Origin of the sequence: Collinsella sp. CLA-AA-H302 (genome assembly GCF_040093305.1) — a bacterium.
Lineage (GTDB): Bacteria > Actinomycetota > Coriobacteriia > Coriobacteriales > Coriobacteriaceae > Collinsella.
Genome location: NZ_JBBNJW010000001.1, coordinates 115,881 through 134,932, shown reverse-complemented (window position 1 = coordinate 134,932; position 19,052 = coordinate 115,881). Strand labels below are relative to the sequence as shown.

Sequence of the window (19,052 nt, the reverse complement as noted above, 5' to 3'; positions counted from 1 at the left end):
AGCGCAATATGGAACGGTACTTCTTAATCTTTCGCTGATAGTCGGTGCCATATTATTGGCTGTTTGGACAGAACAACCGTTGCCTGTTCTCTTGTAGGCGGACTTGCAGCGAACAATGTTCTCAATCTATTTGTGTCCAACCGCTCTTCGAAATAGTGATGCTGCGCTATGATGTCCTAAATGAAAAACGAAGGTCTGCTATAGGTCATCGTTTTGCAAGGGGGTTCCTTCCTAACGGAGGGCATCCCTTAGTTTTATTTAGATGGAAATTGGGACGAACGGCTGCATTCCTGATCGATCCTGATTAGCGCCCTATTGGGTTGATAGACGTTACGGTAAGATGTTCTCAGTGATACAGTCGTCGTGCACTCTGCGTGAGGCGATGACCAAGAAGGGTCGTTGTTCGGTTTTCCGGCAACGGCCCTTTGATGTTTCCGCGACAACTGGATGTTGTCGCGGATGCCGCCTTTGTTTCCAGAGCCCTCGATGCAGAGTCGTTATTTCGGAAGTGCGGGGACAAATCGAAAATCTCTGAGCACTGCCCGATTTTTAGCAACAAAACCGCAGGTCGGGGAAGTTTAAAACAGGGGTTTGGTCGGCAGTTCTCGGATTTTCGCCGCACTTCCGGATTGGGCGCTCATTTAGCACTCTCGATGTCCCCACATCCTCTAAAAAGTTCTTAAAACAGCCTTAAAGGCGCCTCAACTCGCGTTGACAGTGTAAAATACGCATGTTTGACTATGACAGAAGTGGATTTTAGGGGGGGGGGGGAGTACGCCATGGAGGTGCTGGTTGTTGGCAACACCGCATATGTTGACGATGACTTTTGCTCCAAGCCGTTCCCCAGCGACCATGTGTAGGTCGTAGCCGCGCAGGACGCGCGCCGCGATGAGTCGTCGCCCCATGCTTCGTGGAAAGAGCTCCTCCAGCACCTGGACCAGGCCTACGAGTTTGAGCGCGTGGTCTACCTTTCTACCTACCTCACCCCGCATACCGTTACTTTTGGCGACATTGGGCTGCTGCGCTCGGTGTTTCGTGCCTGTATGGGACGCAATGTGCAGCTGCTGTTTATTGCGGGGCCCGCGGGTGCAGAGGGCACCACTGGCGGATGTGACGACGACGCCACGGCCGCCAGTGGCGCCCAGACGGGCGAGGGCATTATCGCCCGCGCTGCCAACGACCTGTGCCGTTACTATGCATCGCGCGACGGCATCCAAGCCAAAGTCCTGCGCGTGCCGTATCTGTATACCGCATCGCCGGCATTAACCGACGCATTTTTGGTTCCGTTGTTCGAGGCATGCTCGGGCGGGTCGGACGCGCTTCAGGGTGCGGCAGATGCGCCGTTTCCCCTGCTGTGTGCCGAGGAACTCGCGGTGTTGGTGCATCGTATCTTTGACAGCCGGGATGCCAACTTTGAGATGCTCGACGTTGCAGACGCTTTTGGCCACCCGAGGCCTATGGCGTGACCGTTGACGCTCCGGGTGCGAGCGTGACCTATCACACGCTCAGCATCTAGGCGTTTCGTCGCCTATCGGCGCTATACTGCAGCCGTTGCCCACGATGCGGGGAACACCCGCATCGTGGGTTTTTGCTTATGAAGGGACGGTGCCGCGTGGACGTACAGCAGCTAGAAGAGGCCTGGGCTTTGAGGGCCGGCGCGCGTGAGGCGCGATTGGTTGCGGCCTCGCATGTGCCGGCGGCGCTGTCTCTGTTGGGGATTGTACGTCCCGGCGATCGCCTGGTTGCGTTTGCCGATGACTTTGCCGATGCGTTTGCGCGCGGCTTTGAGTGCTGCGACGTGGCTATGGTGGAGGAGCCGTCGGTTGCGGCGTTTACTGCTGCGTCCGAGGGCTTTGATGCTACGTTTGATTCCGAGGGGCCGCATCTGTGGTGGTTCGTTAACTCCATCGGCGGGTTTGGACTGCGCGTTCCCGATCTGCGTGCTCTGGGTCGCGCGGCCCGCGATGCCCGCGCGCTGCTTGTGGTGGATAACACCGTGGCGTCGGCTTTTGGCTGCGATCCGCTGCGGCTGGGTGCCGTGCTGTCGCTCGAGGCGCTCGACCGCGTGTGCGCCGGTAAGGCCTCGCGCAAGTTGGTTGCCGCTTCGGTGGCGCGCTCGCAACTCAAGCGCCATCGCGTGGATGCCGCGGCTGAATGCGTGCACGCGTTGTTTGCGGGCTGCGGTGCGTCGGCGCTCGACCTTTCTACCGAGGAGGCCGACGTGCTGGAGTGTGGGCTTTCCTCGCTCGACGCTCGCATGCAGGCGCACTTTGACCGCGCACGTGCACTGGCCGAGTATCTGGCCGCCAATGAGATGGTGCGCAACGTGCGCTATCCCGGGCTGAGCCCGCATTCCGACCATGCGGCTGCAACGGGAATCCTCGAGCATGGTTTTGGCCCGGCAGTTGAATTTGATCTTATCGAGCGTAGCGCGGGAGAGCTGTTCGACGCTTTGCCGGGGGAGTTTCGCGCATCGCCCGCCGGCGGCGCAACGACGCGCCTTTCGGCTCCACGCGGCAAGCAGGGGAGCACCATCCGCCTCTTCGCCGGCACCGACGACCCTCTGCAGGTGGCTGCCACTCTCGATAACGCCCTTCGCAAGTAGCTAATCGGGGTCTGTGTCACGAAAACGGCCTATTTACTACGTTTAAGCAATAGGGGTCGACCACACCCGCCTATTTTGAAAATTACCAAGCTGTTTACCAGCGGTTTTGTTTTCATAATGTCCGGTATGGTCGTGGGTATTCAACTAAACGTAGTAGATGGGCCCGTTTTGTGGCGCGAGCCTCAACCCGAGGGCGCTGTGGGCTAAAAACGGCCTAAAAGGACTACTCTGCATTGATGCTGGCGATGAGGTCGTTGGCCTTTGCGGCAATTACTTGGTTGATGTCGGCCTGCAGCTCCTCGTAGACCGCTATGGCGCGCTCGCCGGCGGGGGTGAGCGATGATCCGCGGGCTCCGTCGCGCTCGATGAGCTTGCAGCCCAGCTGGCCTTCGGCCTCGTTCACGATGCGCCAGGCCTTGGAATACGCCATGCCCATGCTCTTGGCGGCACGGTTGAGCGAGTGTTCGTGGGCAATACCCTGCAGCAGCAAGACGCAGCCGTGGCCGAACACGCCCGGCAGGTCTTTGTCGCACGCTTGAATGACCAACTTTGCCGTCGTCTTGTACTCCATGTGCTCCGCATCTCCCCGCTAAAGTGTTTGCTGGGCAAACGCAAAGCCTGCGTCAAACCCTCGTGTGCTCTTCTTAAATCATGCATTGTAGCAGTCAAAGTGCGTTAAGATACTTCCCCAGTATTGGGCGCCCAAGGTTGGGCTGGGTCCTACGAGGCCTGCAGCCGACCGGTCGCATGGAAAAAGGAGAAACATGGCTACGTTCTTTCCCGGTGAGTCCCACACGTTTTCGGAGTATCTGCTGGTCCCTGGTTACTCGTCCTCGCAGTGCATCCCCAACAACGTCTCTCTTAAGACGCCGCTAACCCGCTTTAAGCGCGGTGAGAAGCCGGCAATCACCCTGAACATCCCCATGGTTTCCGCCATCATGCAGTCCGTCTCGGGCGTCGACATGGGTGTCGCGCTCGCTACCGAGGGTGGCCTGTCCTTCATTTACGGTTCCCAGACCCCCGAGTCCGAGGCCGCTATGGTCAAGGCCGTCAAGGATCACAAGGCCGGCTTTGTTCAGTCCGATTCCACGCTGACCCCCGACATGACCATGGAGCAGGTCATCGAGCTCAAGGAGAAGACCGGTCACTCCACCATGCCGGTCACCGACGACGGCACTCCCAAGGGCAAGCTCCTGGGTATCGTCACCAGCCGTGACTATCGCCCCAGCCGCGATGACCACCAGAAGAAGGTCTCCGAGTTCATGACCCCGCGTGAGCAGCTCATCGTGGGCGACAAGAACATCAGCCTTAAGGTTGCCAACGACGTCATCTGGGACAACAAGCTCAACGCTCTGCCTATCGTCGACGACAACGATCACCTTATGGGTATCGTCTTCCGCAAGGACTACGACAGCCACAAGACCAACCCCAACGAGCTGCTCGATAACGACAAGCGCTACATGGTCGGCGCCGGTATCAACACCCGCGACTATGCCGAGCGCGTGCCGCTGCTCATCGAGGCCGGTGCCGATGTCCTGTGCATCGACTCCTCCGAGGGCTTCAGCGAGTGGCAGAAGCGCACCATCGAGTGGATCCGCGCCAACTACGGCGAGGACGTCAAGGTCGGTGCCGGTAACGTTGTCGACGCCGAGGGCTTCCGCTTCCTGGCCGACTGCGGTGCCGACTTCATCAAGGTCGGTATCGGCGGCGGTTCCATCTGCATTACCCGCGAGACCAAGGGCATTGGCCGTGGCCAGGCCACCGCGCTGATCGACGTCTGCCGCGCTCGCGACGAGTACTACGAGGAGACCGGCGTCTACGTGCCCGTGTGCTCCGACGGCGGCATCGTCTACGACTACCACATGACGCTCGCCCTTGCCATGGGTGCCGACTTTATGATGCTGGGTCGCTACTTCGCCCGCTTCGACGAGAGCCCGACCGAGCGCGTCAACGTGAACGGTCAGTACATGAAGGAGTACTGGGGCGAGGGTTCTGCACGTGCCCGCAACTGGCAGCGCTACGACCTGGGCGGCGCCGCGAAGCTCAGCTTCGTCGAGGGCGTTGACTCCTACGTTCCCTACGCCGGTTCCCTCAAGGACGGCGTGGGCGGCACGCTCTACAAGGTCAAGTCCACGATGTGCAATTGCGGTGCCCTCTCGATCCCCGAGCTCCAGGAAAAGGCACGCCTGACCCTGGTCAGCTCCACCTCCATCGTCGAAGGCGGAGCCCACGACGTTGTCGTCAAGGACTCCCAGCAGTCCGTATCTTATCGATAAGCGGCTTTCCCAAGCACCGCACCTTGCCGTTCAAACCGTCGCTCGCGTACCAAAGTACGCGTCGCTCCTCTTTCACGGCAATCTGCGGCACTTGGAAAACCCGTTCGTTCTAGAACGGGTTGCACATAAAGGTTGAGCATCAACCACGTTATTTAGATAAAGCGAGATGCCTGCAAGTCGCAGGCATCTCGCTTGTCGTATTTGCTATTATCAGTCGAGTCAACCTTAGGGTCGGGCGGCTTAGCTTTGTTCGCTACAAGTTCCGCACGCAAAGAAGAGCACTTAATGTGCTCTTCGTCTTGCGCAGGACTGTCCGCAGTAGCGAATAAAGCTTAGCCGACCGACCCCAGCTAAGATTAAAGGAGCTGATATGTGCGATTGCACAGATCATAAGGATGAGATCCCTGCCTACGACGCGCAGGCCATTGAGTCCAAGTGGATGAAGGCCTGGGAGGACTCCAACCTCTTTGCCGTCGACACCGACGCCAGCAAGCCCAAGAAGTACGTGCTCGAGATGTTCCCGTATCCGTCGGGCGACCTGCACATGGGCCACGCGCGCAACTATACCATCGGCGATGCCATGGCCCGTCAGGCCCGCATGCGCGGCTACGATGTGCTGCACCCCATCGGCTTTGACGCCTTTGGCCTGCCTGCCGAGAACGCCGCCATCAAGCACAACACGCAGGCTGCCGCCTGGACGTATAAGAACATGGACCAGGCGCTCGCCACGATGAAGCGCATGGGCTTCTCCTACGATCTGGATCGCATGGTCAAGACCTGCAGCTCCGATTATTACCGTTGGGGTCAGTGGATCTTTGAGAAGTTGTGGGAAAAGGGCCTGGTTTACCGCAAGAAGAACCCGGTCAACTGGTGCCCCACCTGCAAGACCGTTCTGGCCAACGAGCAGGTCACCGAGGGTAAGTGCTGGCGCTGCGGCACCGAGCCCGAGAAGCGCGACCTGGAGCAGTGGTACTACAAGATTACCGAGTACTCCCAGGAGCTGCTCGACGATCTGGAGAAGCTCCCCGGCTGGCCCGAGCGCGTCAAGCAGATGCAGGCTAACTGGATCGGTCGCTCCGAGGGCGCCGAGGTCGACTTTACCCTTTGCGACCGGGATGGCGAGCCCATCGAGGGCGACGAGGGCAAGATCACCGTCTTCACCACGCGTGCCGATACGCTCTTTGGCGTTTCCTTCTTTGTCCTGGCTCCCGAGTACGCCGGCCTGCACGAGCTCGTCGAGGGCACGGAGTACGAGGAGGCCGTCACCAAGATCGTCGAGGACTCCAAGCATATCTCCGCCGTCGAGCGTGCCCAGGGCACCCTCGAGAAGCACGGTGCCTTTACCGGCCGCTACGTGGTGAACCCGGTCAACGGCGAGAAGGTCCCCGTGTGGGTTGCCGACTACGTCGTGGCCGACTACGGCACCGGCGCCGTCATGGCCGTTCCCTGCGGCGACCAGCGCGACTTTGAGTTCGCCCGCAAGTACGACCTGCCGATCGTGCCGATCATCCTGGACGATGACGACCGCGCAGCCGTCGAGGCTAACGGTGAGACCATCGATACCTTCCATGCCGAGACCGTCGACTGGGATTGCGCCCATGCTGCCGAGGGCACGCTGGTCCAGTCCGGCAAGTACACCGGTATGCGCGGCGGCAAGCACTCCGAGGGCGAGGCTGCGATCGTGGCCGACCTCGAGGCCATGGGCTGCGGTCGTCGTAAGGTCGAGTTCCGTCTGCGCGACTGGCTCATTTCCCGCCAGCGCTATTGGGGCAACCCCATCCCGGCAATCCACTGCGAGCACTGCGGCATCGTACCCGTGCCCGAGGACCAGCTGCCGGTGACGCTGCCCGAGAACCTTGACCTGGGCGCCGGCGAGACCCTCGCCGAGTGCAAGGAGTTCTACGAGACCACCTGCCCGGTTTGCGGCCGCCCGGCTAAGCGCGAGACCGATACCATGGACACCTTCACCTGCTCCAGCTGGTATTACCTGCGCTATACCGACCCGCACAACACCGAGCTGCCCTTCTCCCGCGAGGCCGCCGACCGTTGGATGCCCGTCGATAACTACATCGGCGGCATCGAGCACGCTATTCTGCACCTGCTCTACAGCCGCTTCTTTACCAAGGCGCTTCGCGACCTGGGCCTGCTGAGTGTGGACGAGCCCTTCACTAACCTGCTGTGCCAGGGTATGGTCAAGGACGAGAACGGCGACACCATGTCCAAGTCCAAGGGCAATGTCGTGCCCCCGAGCTCGGTCATCGAGCCCTACGGCGCCGACACCATGCGTCTGGCGATCCTGTTTATCGCCCCGCCCGAGAAGGATTTCGACTGGGACCCCAAGGCCGTTGAGGGCGCCAACCGCTTCATCAAGCGCGCCTGGCGTATCGTTTGGCAGCTCGTCCAGTCCGGCGACGCCAGCGTGGCTTTCGACAAGTCAGCGCTCGACGAGGTTGCGATGAAGCTCTATCGCGAGCGTCACCGCACCATCGCCAAGTGCACCGAGGACTTCGATCGCGGCCAGTTCAACACCGCCATCTCGGCCGTCATGGAGCTCGTCAACGCGGCGAGCGCCTACCTCAACGCCACTGAGGTCGCTTTCCGTGACAAGGCGCTGTGCTACGGCGTGGCTAAGGATATCGTGAGCCTCCTTGCCCCCATCTGCCCGTTCTGGGCCGACGAGCTGTGGCATGAGGCGCTCGGCTGCGAGGGCAATGCCTACACCGCCGCCTGGCCCGAGTTCGACTTGGCCGAGTCCATCGAGGACACGGTGCAGATCGTCGTCCAGGTGCTCGGCAAGGTCCGTGGCCGCATCGACGTCGCCCGCGACGCCTCCAACGAGGAGATGCAGGCTGCCGCCGAGGCCGCCGTCGCCAAGTGGCTCGAGGGCAAGACGGTCGTCAAGGCCATCTGCGTGCCCGGCAAGCTGGTCAACCTGGTGGTCAAGTAAGCACTGCGCGCTTAACTGACGCATAAAAGACGAGGGGCGATCCGGTTGGGTCGTCCCTCGTTTTGTGTTGTATGACCTGCTTAGTCAGTGCGTCGCACCGTCTTCTACGGGATGTGTACCAGGTCCCTAAAGTAAACATTGCCCGTTTGCTCCTCGATCATCCAGATGTTGAGGTAGATGTCGTTGAGGTCATTGTTCACATCAAAGTCCGGGTCGTCGAAGGTGCCTACAAAGGTGAGCATGGCGCGCGTTTCCTCGCCTGCTGCGACCTGCTGGCGCATGCGCACATCGCGGACCACGCCGTTGACGTAGGCATAGGAGTCCACATCGCCAAACATCATGTCGACACCGGTGTTGTTGGTTACCGTAAAGACGAGCGCGGCGTCGCCGTAGCCGTCGGTGTCCTTGCCCACGCAGGTAACATGGACGTTCTCGTCTGCCTCAAGGTCGATAGGGAACTGTTCTTGAGGGTCGGGACCTAAGCCCTGGGGATCGTCGATGTCTTCGTCTATTTTGTCGAAGCTTACCGGGGGTTCGGTTTTCTCGATGGCTTTGGTGCTGCCACGATCCGGTTCGCATGTTCCGGTTTTGCCATCGATGTTGTTGCAGCCCGTCAGAGCGAACGAGCAGGCAGCGACGACGAGCGCGGTCGCGCAGAGGGTGCCTAGGCGTTCCATGGATCCTCCTTGCCGTAGAGATGCTGGAAGGTTGTGCGGTCAATGCGTGCGGCAGGCTTTCTCGCTACAGAATGCCTCTCGGCTCTAGTCTGGCCGATGTGCGCCCAGGGATGGAATGCCCATAGGGCCCGATTCGGTCGGCGCTCTGGGACGCATGGCCCGTTTTGGGGCTGTTGAGGGTGCGCCGCATGGGGCTCCTCGGTCAATTGTCCTATTCTTGTGGAGAACCTGTGCGCACGCTGACCTGCAGATTCGTACTGTGCTTGCGCGTTTCCACAGCTATTGGTATAGTTTGCTTGCAAATGAAGTTGTAATTGAAAGAAGTGGGGTTTCGGCCCCGCTTCTTTTTTGTATGGATGGAGGTGCCGCAATGGTCAAGACCAAGACCGAGCAGGCGATCATCGACGCGCTCGAGGCCGTCGCTCCCCAGCACGATGTCGACATCGTCGACGTCGAGCTCGTGGGCGCCACCAAGGCCCCCTGCGTGCGCGTGCGTATCGAGGGTGCCGAGGGTCAGAGCCTGTCTCTCAACGACGTCACGGCCAACACCAAGTGGGTCGGCGATGTGATTGAGGAGCTCGACCCTATCTCTTCGAGCTATACGCTCGAGGTGTCGAGCCCGGGTATGGCGCGCCCGCTGCGCCGCCCGAGTGACTTTGCCCGCTTTGTTGGCGAGAACTGTGAGCTCACCTCCACCGCTACCGAGGGCCGTCGCAAGTACGCCGGCAAGATTGCCGCTGCGACCGAGACCGACGTGACCCTCGAGCTCGAGGACGGCGAGTCCGTCACCCTCGATTTCTCTGATGTTAAAAAGTGCAAGTTGAAGCCCACCTACGACTTCAAGCCCGCGAAGGAAGGAAAGTAAGATGGCAGCATCCGACATGATGTCCGCCCTGATGGAGCTTTGCCAGGAGAAGCACATCGACCAGCTCTACCTGATCGACCGCCTGGAGCAGTCGCTCGCCAAGAGCTATGCCGAGATCCTGCATCTTGAGTGGGGCGCCAAAGTGACCATCGACCGCACCACCGGCAAGATCTACGTCTACCGCCTGGAGCCGATCGACGATTCCATGGACGAGGAGGGCAACTTCACCGAGTTCGAGGAGATCGACGTCACCCCCAAGAACACGAGCCGCATCGCCGCCCAGCACGCCAAGGCCGAGATCAACGCCATCGTGCGTAACTCCGCCCGCGAGCAGATCTACGAGGAGTTCTCCGGCCGCATCGGTGACCTCATCAGCGGTACCGTGCTGCAGTCCACGCCCGACTTCACGATCGTCAAGATCCGCGAAGGCGTCGAGGCCGAGCTGCCGCACTTCGATCAGCGCCGTTACGAGAACGAGCGCAACGAGCGTCCGATGGGCGAGCGCTACCTGCACAACCAGCACATTAAGGCCGTGATCATCGACGTACGCGACCCCAACTCCAACCTGCAGCCGGTTCGTGGCGAGCACAGCCGTCCGCCGATTGTCATCTCCCGTACCCACCCCGAGCTTATGCGTCGTCTGTTTGAGCAGGAGGTGCCCGAGATCTATGAGGGTACCGTCCAGATCAAGTCGATCGCCCGCGAGCCCGGCCAGCGTTCCAAGGTCGCCGTCCACTCGCTTGACGACCGTCTGGATCCCGTGGGTGCCTGCGTCGGCCCCAAGGGCAGCCGTGTTCGCGCTGTCGTGGGCGAGCTCCGTGGCGAGCGCGTCGACGTCATCCTGTGGGATGCCGATCCTGCCGTCTACGTCGCCAACGCCCTGTCGCCCGCTAAGGTCACCCGCGTCCTCATCGACGAGGAGAAGGCCTACGCCGGCGTCATCGTCCCCGACGACCAGCTGTCCCTCGCTATCGGCAAGGAGGGCCAGAACGCCCGCCTCGCCGCGCGCCTGACCGGCTGGCACATCGACATCAAGTCCGAGACGCTTGCCGCCGACATCCTCAAGAACGTTCCCGTTCACGAGGAGCCCGCCGCCGACCTGATCGGTGACGAGGAGGACGAGGACGTCCGCCGCTGCGAGTACGTGTCCGAGGACGGCATCCAGTGCCGCAACCAGGCTCGTCCCGGCTCCCGTTTCTGCGGTGTCCACGACACCGACGCCTTCGATGATGCGGAGGACCTGATCTAGCGCGCGGTCGCGCCGGGCAGGTCCCGGCGCATCTCCCACGCTCGTTCAGTCTCTAGGCACCCAAGGTGCCAGAAAGGGTAGGTGAAGTCATATGGCAAAAGTCCGTGTGTCCACCCTGGCCAAAGAGTTCGGCATGACCTCCAAGGAACTGATGGGTCATCTCGCCGATATGAAGATTCCCGCTAAGTCCGCTTCCTCCACTTTGGAGGACGCCTATGTCGCCATGGTCCGCAAGCAGCTCGCCTCGGTGATCGAGGCCCGCGCTCAGGAAGTCGAGGCTGCCAAGCAGGCCGAGGAGCAGGCAGCTGCTGCCGAGGAAGCCGCCCGCGCCGCCGAGGCCGAGCGCGAGCGCATCGCCGCCGAGAAGGCACGCGAGGAGGAGCGCCGCCAGTTTGCCGCAGCCCAGGCTGCCGAGGAGGCTGCCCGCGCCGAGGCCGAGGCCAAGAAGAAGGCCGAGCAGGAGCGCCTTGCTCGCGAGAAGGAGGAGGCTGCCCGCGAGGCCCAGCGCCGCGCCGTTCCCGCTTCCGACTCCGGCTCGCGCTTCCGTTCGCTGCTCGACCAGATCGCCGCACAGGAGACCGTGCTCAAGGAGAAGAAGGACGCCGAGGACAAGGCCAAGGCCGAGCGCGCCGCCGAGCGCGGTAACCGTCGTGGCGGCAACAACGACCGCCGCGGAGGCCGTCGTAACGATCGTAACGCCTCCGACAGCAACTCCGAGCGCAACGCCTCCGAGAGCCGTCCGCACAGTCATCGCACCAACGCCAGCAACAACGTCGCTGCCGGCATGGACTTCCCCAACCCCGATAAGCAGGGCAAGGGCAAGAAGCGCAAGGGCGGTCACAACAACGAAGAGGACCACTATAGCCGCATGGCTCGCGAGGCCGAGGAGTACAGCCGCGAGAAGGTGCTCGAGGAGGCTCGTGCTGCCGTCGAGGAGGCCTCTCGTGAGTCCACCGGTCGCCGCAAGAAGCGCAAGGAGAAGCGTGAGCGCGAGGCTGCCAAGGCTCAGGAGGAGCGCAAGATTGAGGAGGCATTGGCCCAGGGCGTGAACCCCGAGGAGCTCGACGCCATCAAGGTTTCCCAGGGCGTTACCGTTCAGGAGCTCGCCGAGGCGCTCGACGTTCCGGCCAACGACATCATCAAGCGCCTGTTCCTGCTGGGTACGCCGCTCACCATGACGCAGTCCATGTCCGATGACCTCGTCGAGCTCGTTGCCGACGACCTGGGTCGTCAGATCAAGATCATCACCCCCGAGGAGGAGAACACCTTCTCGTTCTACGACGATCCCGCCGACCTTAAGCCACGCGCCCCGGTCGTCACCGTCATGGGCCACGTCGACCACGGCAAGACGAGCCTCCTCGACGCCATCCGTCACACCGGTGTCGCTGCCGGCGAGGCGGGCGGCATCACCCAGGCAATCGGCGCTTCGCAGGTTATGATCAACGACCGCAAGATCACCTTCATCGATACCCCGGGCCATGCCACCTTTACGGCCATGCGTGCCCGTGGTGCCAAGGTGACCGACATCGTCATTCTGATCGTGGCTGCCGACGACGGCGTCATGCCCCAGACCGTCGAGTCGATCAACCACGCCAAGGCCGCCGGCGTACCCATCGTCGTCGCCGTCAACAAGATCGATAAGCCGGGTGCCAACCCCGACCGCGTGCGCCAGGAGCTCACCGAGTACGGTGTCATCCCCGAGGAGTGGGGCGGACAGAACATGTTCGTCAACATCTCGGCGAAGCAGAAGATCGGTATCGACGATCTGCTCGAGACCGTGCTGCTCCAGGCAGATGTGCTCGAGCTCAAGGCCAACCCGGACACCTTTGCCTCCGGCAACGTCCTCGAGGCCAAGCTCGACAAGGGCCGCGGCTCGGTCGCTACCGTGCTCGTGACCCGCGGTACCCTGCACGTGGGCGATACGCTGGTCGCCGGCCTCACCTACGGCCGCGTCCGCGCCATGCTCGACCCCAAGGGCCGCGCCGTCACCGAGGCCGGTCCCTCTGACGCCGTCGAGATCCTGGGCCTGCAGTCCGTGCCCAACGCCGGTGACGAGTTCCGCGTGTTCGAGGACGAGCGCGAGGCTCGCGCGCTTGCTGACGAACGTTCGCTCAAGGCCCGTATCGAGGAGCAGAGCCGCGTCAAGCACGTCACGCTCGAGAACCTCTTCGAGACCATTGCCGACGCCGAGGTCAAGGAGCTTAACCTGATCATCAAGGCCGACGTCCAGGGTTCCATCGAGGCCCTTCAGGACTCGCTCGACAAGATGGATCAGTCCGAGGTTCGCATCAACACGATCCACTCCGCCGTTGGTGCCATCAACGAGACCGACGTCGTCCTGGCCGACGCCTCCAACGCCATCATCATCGGCTTTGGCGTCCGCCCCGACGGTAAGGCCCGTTCCGCCGCCGAGCGCGAGGGCGTCGAGATCCGTTGCTACGACGTTATCTACAAGTGCCTCGAGGAACTTGACGCTGCCCGTATCGGCATGCTCAAGCCCACCGAGGTCGAGGTCTCCACGGGTACCGCGACCGTCCTGGACACCTTCAAGGTGCCCAAAGTCGGTATCGCCGCCGGTGTCCGCGTCGAAGAGGGCGAGATCGCCGCGACCGATTCCGTGCGTCTGGTGCGCGACGGCATCGTGGTCTTCAACGGCAAGATCGCCTCGATGCGCCACTACAAGGACGAGGCCAAGAGCCTCAAGAGCGGTTCCGAGGGCGGCATTGGCCTGGAGAACTTCCAGGACATCAAGCCCGGCGACCAGATCGAGGGTTACCGCATCGACCAGGTTGCCCGTACCGAGTAGGGGGTAGCGCTATGAAGCAAACGCAGGCAACCCGCCGTCTGGGCGAGCAGCTTCGCGAGAAGCTTGGTTATATCCTGCTCTTTGAGGTTTCCGATCCGCGTCTCGACCTGGTTACTTTGACCGCGGTCGAGGTCGCGGTGGACCGTTCGTTCGCGCGTGTGTTCGTGTCGTGCGATGCGAGCCGCTACGACGAGGTCATGGAGGCGCTCGCAAGCGCCAAGGGCCGTATTCGCAGCCTGTTGGCTCGCTCGCTCGATTGGCGTGTCACGCCCGAGCTCGATTTTCGCATCGATCGTTCGACCGATGAGGCCGAGCGCATCACGCGTGCGCTGGAAAACGTTCCCGCCACGCTTGCGATCGAAAAGGACGAGGACGGCTATCCGATAGCGGATGCCGCCCAGGAGGCAGCTTTAGATGACTAATTCCGCCGACCTCGCCTCGTGCGAGTCTGCAGATATTCAGCGACGCATCCTCGAGCTCATCGAGGGTGCGTCCTCCATTGCGATTTCGGGACATACTTCTCCCGATGGCGATGCCTTGGGCTCCGTTTTGGGTCTGGGCCTTTCGCTCATGAAGTTTTTCCCCAACAAGGACATTGCGCTGCTGCTGGCAGATGATGACCCAGTTCCGCGCATTTACCGCTTTATGGAAGGCTCCGATCGCCTGGCGCCGGCATCTGCGTACACCGGCAATCCGGACCTGTTCATCTCGGTGGACGTGCCGGTCGTCGAGCGTCTCAATAATTCCGCCGAGGTGCTTCGTCGCTCCAAGCATGTGGTGTGCTTCGATCACCATCCGGCGCGTGAGGAGTTTGCCGAGCTCAGCCTGAGGCGCGTCGAAGCTGCAGCCTGCGCCATGATCATCGACCGCTTCTTGGACAATTGCGGCATTGTCGCACGTGATGGCGTTGCGACCTGCCTGCTGTGTGGCTTGGTTACCGATACCGGCCGTTTTCAGTACCAAAACGCCGATGCCGCCGCGTTCCATGCAGCCTCGCGTCTGGTTGCCCACGGTGCCGATCCGGCGCGTGTGGCACTCGAGGTCTACCAGAGCATGCGCGTTGAGTTTTTGCACCTCAAGTCCATCGTTATGGGCCGCATCAAGACGGTGGCCCACGGGCGCGTCGCGTATAGTTACGCGTACCAGAGTGACCTTGAGGCGTGCGGTGTCACCTCGGATGAGTGCGACGGCCTGGTCGATGTGGTTCGCTCGGTGATGGGCGTCGAAGTCTGCCTGTTCCTGAAGGGCATTGAGGGCGATACCAAGGTGCGCGGCAACCTGCGCTCCAAGGGCGACCTCAACGTGTCCGAGATCGCTGCTGCCTTTGGCGGAGGCGGACATCCCGCTGCCGCCGGTTTCTCCAACAACGGAACGATTCTCGAGACGCTCACCGTGGCACTTCCCATGCTGGCCGAACTGGTGGGGGAGGATCCCGCTTCGGTGACCGTCGAGCTTTAACTTTTTGGATGGTACATGGCTCGTCGTACACCTTCTCAACTGAATATGCTGCTCGCCGTCGATAAGCCGGTGGGCTGCACGTCCCACGATGTGGTTTCGAAATGCCGGCGCGCCCTCCATGAGCGGCGCGTCGGCCATGCCGGCACGCTCGACCCCATGGCATCGGGTGTCATGGTGGTGGGTGTTGGCCAGGCCACCCGTCTGCTGGGCATGCTAACCCTCGATACCAAAAGCTATGTCGCCGACATCTCGTTTGGCGCCGAGACCAATACCGATGATGCGGAGGGCGAGGCCACTCGCACCGTTTCCGTTGCCCCCGAGCTGCACGACATGGCTTACGCCCGTGAACAGCTGGCTGCCATGCTGGGGCCGCAGATGCAGGTCCCGCCGGCGTTCTCGGCCATCTCGGTCAACGGCGTTCGCGCGTACAAGTCTGCTCGTGAGGGCAATGCCGTCGACCTGCCCCCGCGTCCCGTCGAGGTGTACGCCGCCGACTTGATCGCCATGAGCGGCGAAGGAGATGCCTGCGTTTGGACCGTGGCGTTTTCGGTGAGTAAGGGCACCTATATCCGCGCGCTCGCCCGTGATCTGGGTCGTGCGTGCGATAGCGCCGCGCACATTTCCGCGCTACGCCGGACGGCATCCGGCGTGGTTTCCATTGGCGTCTGCCATGCGGTGGAGGAACTTTCTCCCGAGTCTGCGGCTGGCTTTGCTTTGGACCCCATTGCAGCCCTGGGCGCCACGCGTGTTGACTTGCCTGGCAATCTTGCCGACGATCTGCTCTGCGGCCGACGCATTCCCGTTGAGCGTGCGCTTGCCGATTTCGATACCGCGAAGGCGCCTTTTGCGTTGGTGCTCGATGGGGGACTCAAGGCGCTCGCCCGCATTGAGAGTGGCCGCTTTGTCATGGAGCACGTGTTTCCGCAGGCAATCGGCGGTGTTCGATGATGTTGTCCGCTCGCGAGCTCGCGCGTATCTTTTTCGAGGGCGAGTCGGACGAGGCCCGCATCGTTACTGCCGATGCGTTTGATGAGTGCGAGCACTTGTGTGCCGCATCGATTGCCATCGGCGTGTTCGACGGCGTTCACCGTGGACACCAGGAGCTCATTGCAGCGCTTGTTAGCGATGCGCGCGCCCATGACTGCAAGGCGGTCGTGGTCACTTTCGATCCCGATCCGGACGTCGTGGTGAGCCCTTCGCCCGCTCAAAAATTGATGACGACGGCCGACCGTCTACATGCCTTGGCTCAGACCGGGGTCGATGCGGTGGTGGCCGTTCCCTTTACGCCTGAGGTTGCGGCACTCGACCATGTTGTTTTTCTCTCGCTGGTGTCGCGTCTGGTCGACATTCGTTCGATTCGCGTTGGCAGCGACTTTAGGCTGGGTCGTGGCGGTGCTTCTGGTGTTGACGAGATGCGCACCTGGGGTGCCAAGCGCGGCGTTGACGTATACGGGCACGACCTGCTTTGCGAGGGCGGTGAGGCCATTTGCGCCACCCGCATTCGTCATGAGCTGGGACAGGGCCATGTGGAGCTTGCTGCTGAGTTGCTCGGCCGCCCGTATATGTTGCGTGGCGGTGTTGTTCGCGGCCGTCATGAGGGTTCTGGCATGGGCTTTCCCACGGCAAACCTGCAGGTTCCCGACGGCATTCAGGTGCCTGCCGATGGCGTGTATGAGGGCCTGGTGCTCGTCGATGACACCGTATGGCCTGCTGCCGTTAACGTCGGCCTGCCGCCGACGTACGCCGATGATGCCGCTTCATCGCATCTCGAGGCTAACTTAATTGGTTATACGGGCGACCTGTACGGCGCTTCCGTTTCGCTGGCGTTTACGCGCTGGCTGCGTCCCTCGCGTGTGTTCGAATCGCTGGATGAGTTGATTGCGACCGTCGAGGGGAATATCGAGGACATTCGTCACAACTTGGGTGAGCAAGGGGTGGGCATCCGTGATTAGCGATGAGGAAAAAGATCAGGTACGCGCTGCGTCCGACCTGGTTGCCATCGTGCAGGAAACGGTTGAGCTCAAGCCCCGCGGCCATGAGTTTTGGGGCTGCTGCCCGTTTCATGGCGAAAAGACTCCGTCCTTCCACATCATTCCCGCCACGCAGGTGTGGCATTGCTTTGGCTGCGGCGAGGGTGGCGACGTCTTCACCTATATCATGAAGCGCGAGAACCTGAGCTTTCCCGAGTCAATCCGCTATTTGGCCGATCGTGCGGGTATTGAGCTGCATGACACCGGAGATCGTCGCGAGCGCGGTACCAAGCGTGCCCGAATCTATGATCTGTGCGCCGAGACCGCCCAGTTCTACCACACCATGCTTATGCGCGGTAAGGATGGTCGTCCACGCGAGTACTTTGCCAGCCGCGGCATGGGTGGCGACGTCTGCCGCCGCTACTGCCTGGGCTTTGCACCGGGACGCAACGCGCTGGTGTCGCACCTGTCCCAGGCGGGTTTTACCCCGCAGGAGATGATCGACGCCAACGTTGCCGTGAGCCGCGGGCGCGGGCAGCTTGCCGACCGCTTCTACGACCGCGTGATGTTTCCCATCTTTGACGAGCAGGGTCACAACATTGCCTTTGGCGGGCGCATCATGGGCGACGGCCAACCCAAGTACCTCAACACCGCCGAGACGAGCGTGTTCCATAAAAAGCGAAACCTCTATGGCTTTAACTGGGCCAAGGAGTTTATCGTCGCGCAGGATACGGCCATCGTGGTGGAGGGCTATACCGATTGCATCGCCTGCTGGGAGGCGGGGATCAAAAACGTTGTCGCCACGCTGGGCACCGCGCTCACGGAGCATCACGTCAAGACGCTCACCCGCTTTGCCAAGCGCATCGTGTATATGTTCGACGGCGATGCCGCGGGCCAGAAGGCCGCCCGTCGCGCGATTCAGTTTATCGAGCAGGATTCGATGGATTTGCGCTGCGTGGTGCTGCCCGACGGCAACGACCCCATGGAGTTCATCACAGCGCATGGTGGACAGGAGCTTCAGGCGCGCATCGACGCTGCCGAGCCGCTTATGGACTTTGTCTACCGTTCGCTGCAGGAGTCGAGCGACATTACCACACCAGGCGGTCGTGCCAAGGCGCTCGAGGACGCACTGACGCTCATCTATCCGCTGCGCGATAGCTACATGATCGATACGTACTTTATCCAGATTGCCGACCTGCTGGGGTTGGACTTGGAGACGGTGCGTTCGAGCTCGGGCCGCGTGTTTCGCGATGTCGCCAAGCGCGAGGACGCCGAGCGTCGTCGCGAGCAGAACTACGAGCGCCAGCGGGCGCAGGCCGAGCGCGCTAGCAGCGCTGGCAGCGCGGGCGGTCGGGCGTCTGGTTCGCAGGGGGCGCCTCGCGGTGCCTGGGCGTCGGGAGCGACACCGCCGGTGTCCACACCGGTCGAGGAAGAGCCGTATGACTATGTGCCGCTTGAGGCCTACGGGGCCGCGCCGGTTGAGGTCGTCGACGATGTGCCGCCGATCGATGTGCCGGTTGGCATGGATGGCGCGGCGCCGGTTGCCGATGCAACGGGCGCGCCGGCGGTACCGGCGACGCCGATCGTGCTGACCGACCTAGAGCGAAAGTCTTTGGCGGGGGAGCGTGAGCTGCTGACGATGCTCACGAGCTACCCCGACCTGTTCCGAACGTATGCCGACCGCATCTGCTCGATCGAGTGGGTGGATCCGCGCCACGAGTCCATCGCGTGGGCCGTGCTCGCGACGCCGCCGGGCACCGACCCCACGGCGTGCATGGATGCGGCACGCGCGGTGTGCCCCGAGGCAGCGTCGCTTGTCAGCGTCGGGCGCATTTCGTCGACGAGCAAGCACCCCACCGAGACGAACATCGTTTTTATGCTCGATACCCTCGAGCTCTACACCATCAAGCGCCGCATGCGCGCCGCACAGGCCAAGCTACGTCAGGATCGGTCGCTCGGCGATGAGGCGCGCCGCGTGCTGACGATGCAGGCGATGCAAGATTCTCAGCGTCAGCGCGAGCTCCAAAAGTCGATCGGTGGCGTGGCGGACCCGTTCCGTTTGATCGGTTTGGAGACGGCGGGCGCCGACCAGGCCTAGATGTTGTGGTCAACCAGCGTATTTGCGCCTATATCAAGTCTGAATTTTGGGTATAGACGTCAATGTGTGTGCTAAAGTAATGAGTCCTGTGGACTATGAAG

The 19,052-nt window shown here is 61.8% G+C and carries 14 protein-coding genes; 12 read left to right on the top strand and 2 right to left on the bottom strand.

Annotation, left to right across the window (positions count from 1 at the left end; genetic code table 11):
- Positions 1-959 precede the first annotated feature (959 nt).
- Positions 960-1,466 carry a hypothetical protein gene (locus AAAV21_RS00575; protein ID WP_349106641.1) on the top strand — a complete coding sequence of 169 codons (507 nt, stop codon included), beginning with the start codon at positions 960-962 and terminating at the stop codon, positions 1,464-1,466.
- 146 nt (positions 1,467-1,612) lie between these two features.
- Complete coding sequence (locus AAAV21_RS00570) at positions 1,613-2,605, top strand: PLP-dependent transferase (RefSeq protein ID WP_349106639.1); 993 nt, start codon at positions 1,613-1,615, stop codon at positions 2,603-2,605.
- Between the two features lie 223 nt (positions 2,606-2,828).
- On the opposite strand, the gene AAAV21_RS00565 is transcribed toward AAAV21_RS00570, so the two are convergent.
- A complete protein-coding gene (locus tag AAAV21_RS00565) occupies positions 2,829-3,176 on the bottom strand; it encodes a LysR family transcriptional regulator (protein ID WP_349106637.1) in 348 nt (115 codons plus the stop codon).
- 193 nt (positions 3,177-3,369) lie between these two features.
- Between AAAV21_RS00565 and AAAV21_RS00560 the strand changes: the two genes are divergently transcribed.
- Together AAAV21_RS00560 and leuS are read left to right on the top strand one after the other, a co-directional pair.
- Positions 3,370-4,881 (top strand): IMP dehydrogenase, encoded by a 1,512-nt coding sequence (locus AAAV21_RS00560; RefSeq protein ID WP_089571691.1) that lies wholly within the window; start codon positions 3,370-3,372, stop codon positions 4,879-4,881.
- Positions 4,882-5,251: 370 nt separating this feature from the next.
- Entirely contained in the window at positions 5,252-7,828 is a 2,577-nt protein-coding gene (gene leuS / locus AAAV21_RS00555) for a leucine--tRNA ligase (protein ID WP_349106635.1), read from the top strand.
- A 104-nt stretch (positions 7,829-7,932) separates the two neighbouring features.
- Here the strand turns inward: leuS and AAAV21_RS00550 are convergent, their stop codons facing one another.
- The gene (locus tag AAAV21_RS00550; protein ID WP_349106632.1) at positions 7,933-8,505 is read right to left on the bottom strand and encodes a hypothetical protein; all 573 of its coding nucleotides are present in this window, start codon (positions 8,503-8,505) and stop codon (positions 7,933-7,935) included.
- Between the two features lie 370 nt (positions 8,506-8,875).
- Here AAAV21_RS00550 and rimP point away from each other — a divergent pair, with 370 nt between their 5' ends.
- The 8 genes from rimP to dnaG all read left to right on the top strand — a co-directional run bounded on the left by rimP (position 8,876) and on the right by dnaG (position 18,951).
- Positions 8,876-9,370, top strand: coding sequence for a ribosome maturation factor RimP (gene rimP / locus AAAV21_RS00545; protein WP_089571694.1), 495 nt, complete (start codon positions 8,876-8,878; stop codon positions 9,368-9,370).
- 1 nt (position 9,371) lies between these two features.
- The gene (gene nusA, locus AAAV21_RS00540) at positions 9,372-10,619 is read left to right on the top strand and encodes a transcription termination factor NusA (protein ID WP_006234042.1); all 1,248 of its coding nucleotides are present in this window, start codon (positions 9,372-9,374) and stop codon (positions 10,617-10,619) included.
- 91 nt (positions 10,620-10,710) lie between these two features.
- Positions 10,711-13,425, top strand: coding sequence for a translation initiation factor IF-2 (gene infB / locus AAAV21_RS00535; protein WP_349106630.1), 2,715 nt, complete (start codon positions 10,711-10,713; stop codon positions 13,423-13,425).
- A gap of 11 nt (positions 13,426-13,436) precedes the next feature.
- A complete protein-coding gene (gene rbfA, locus AAAV21_RS00530) occupies positions 13,437-13,847 on the top strand; it encodes a 30S ribosome-binding factor RbfA (protein ID WP_117629486.1) in 411 nt (136 codons plus the stop codon).
- Positions 13,840-14,883, top strand: a complete 1,044-nt coding sequence (locus AAAV21_RS00525; RefSeq protein ID WP_349102401.1) for a DHH family phosphoesterase — start codon at positions 13,840-13,842, stop codon at positions 14,881-14,883. Before rbfA ends, AAAV21_RS00525 begins: the two co-directional genes overlap by 8 nt.
- 15 nt (positions 14,884-14,898) lie before the next feature.
- The gene (gene truB / locus AAAV21_RS00520) at positions 14,899-15,831 is read left to right on the top strand and encodes a tRNA pseudouridine(55) synthase TruB (RefSeq protein WP_349106629.1); all 933 of its coding nucleotides are present in this window, start codon (positions 14,899-14,901) and stop codon (positions 15,829-15,831) included.
- The gene (gene ribF, locus AAAV21_RS00515) at positions 15,828-16,835 is read left to right on the top strand and encodes a riboflavin biosynthesis protein RibF (RefSeq protein WP_349106627.1); all 1,008 of its coding nucleotides are present in this window, start codon (positions 15,828-15,830) and stop codon (positions 16,833-16,835) included. The genes truB and ribF overlap by 4 nt, the downstream gene beginning before the upstream one ends.
- Complete coding sequence (gene dnaG, locus AAAV21_RS00510; RefSeq protein ID WP_349106625.1) at positions 16,828-18,951, top strand: DNA primase; 2,124 nt, start codon at positions 16,828-16,830, stop codon at positions 18,949-18,951. The genes ribF and dnaG overlap by 8 nt, the downstream gene beginning before the upstream one ends.
- Positions 18,952-19,052: the final 101 nt, after the last annotated feature.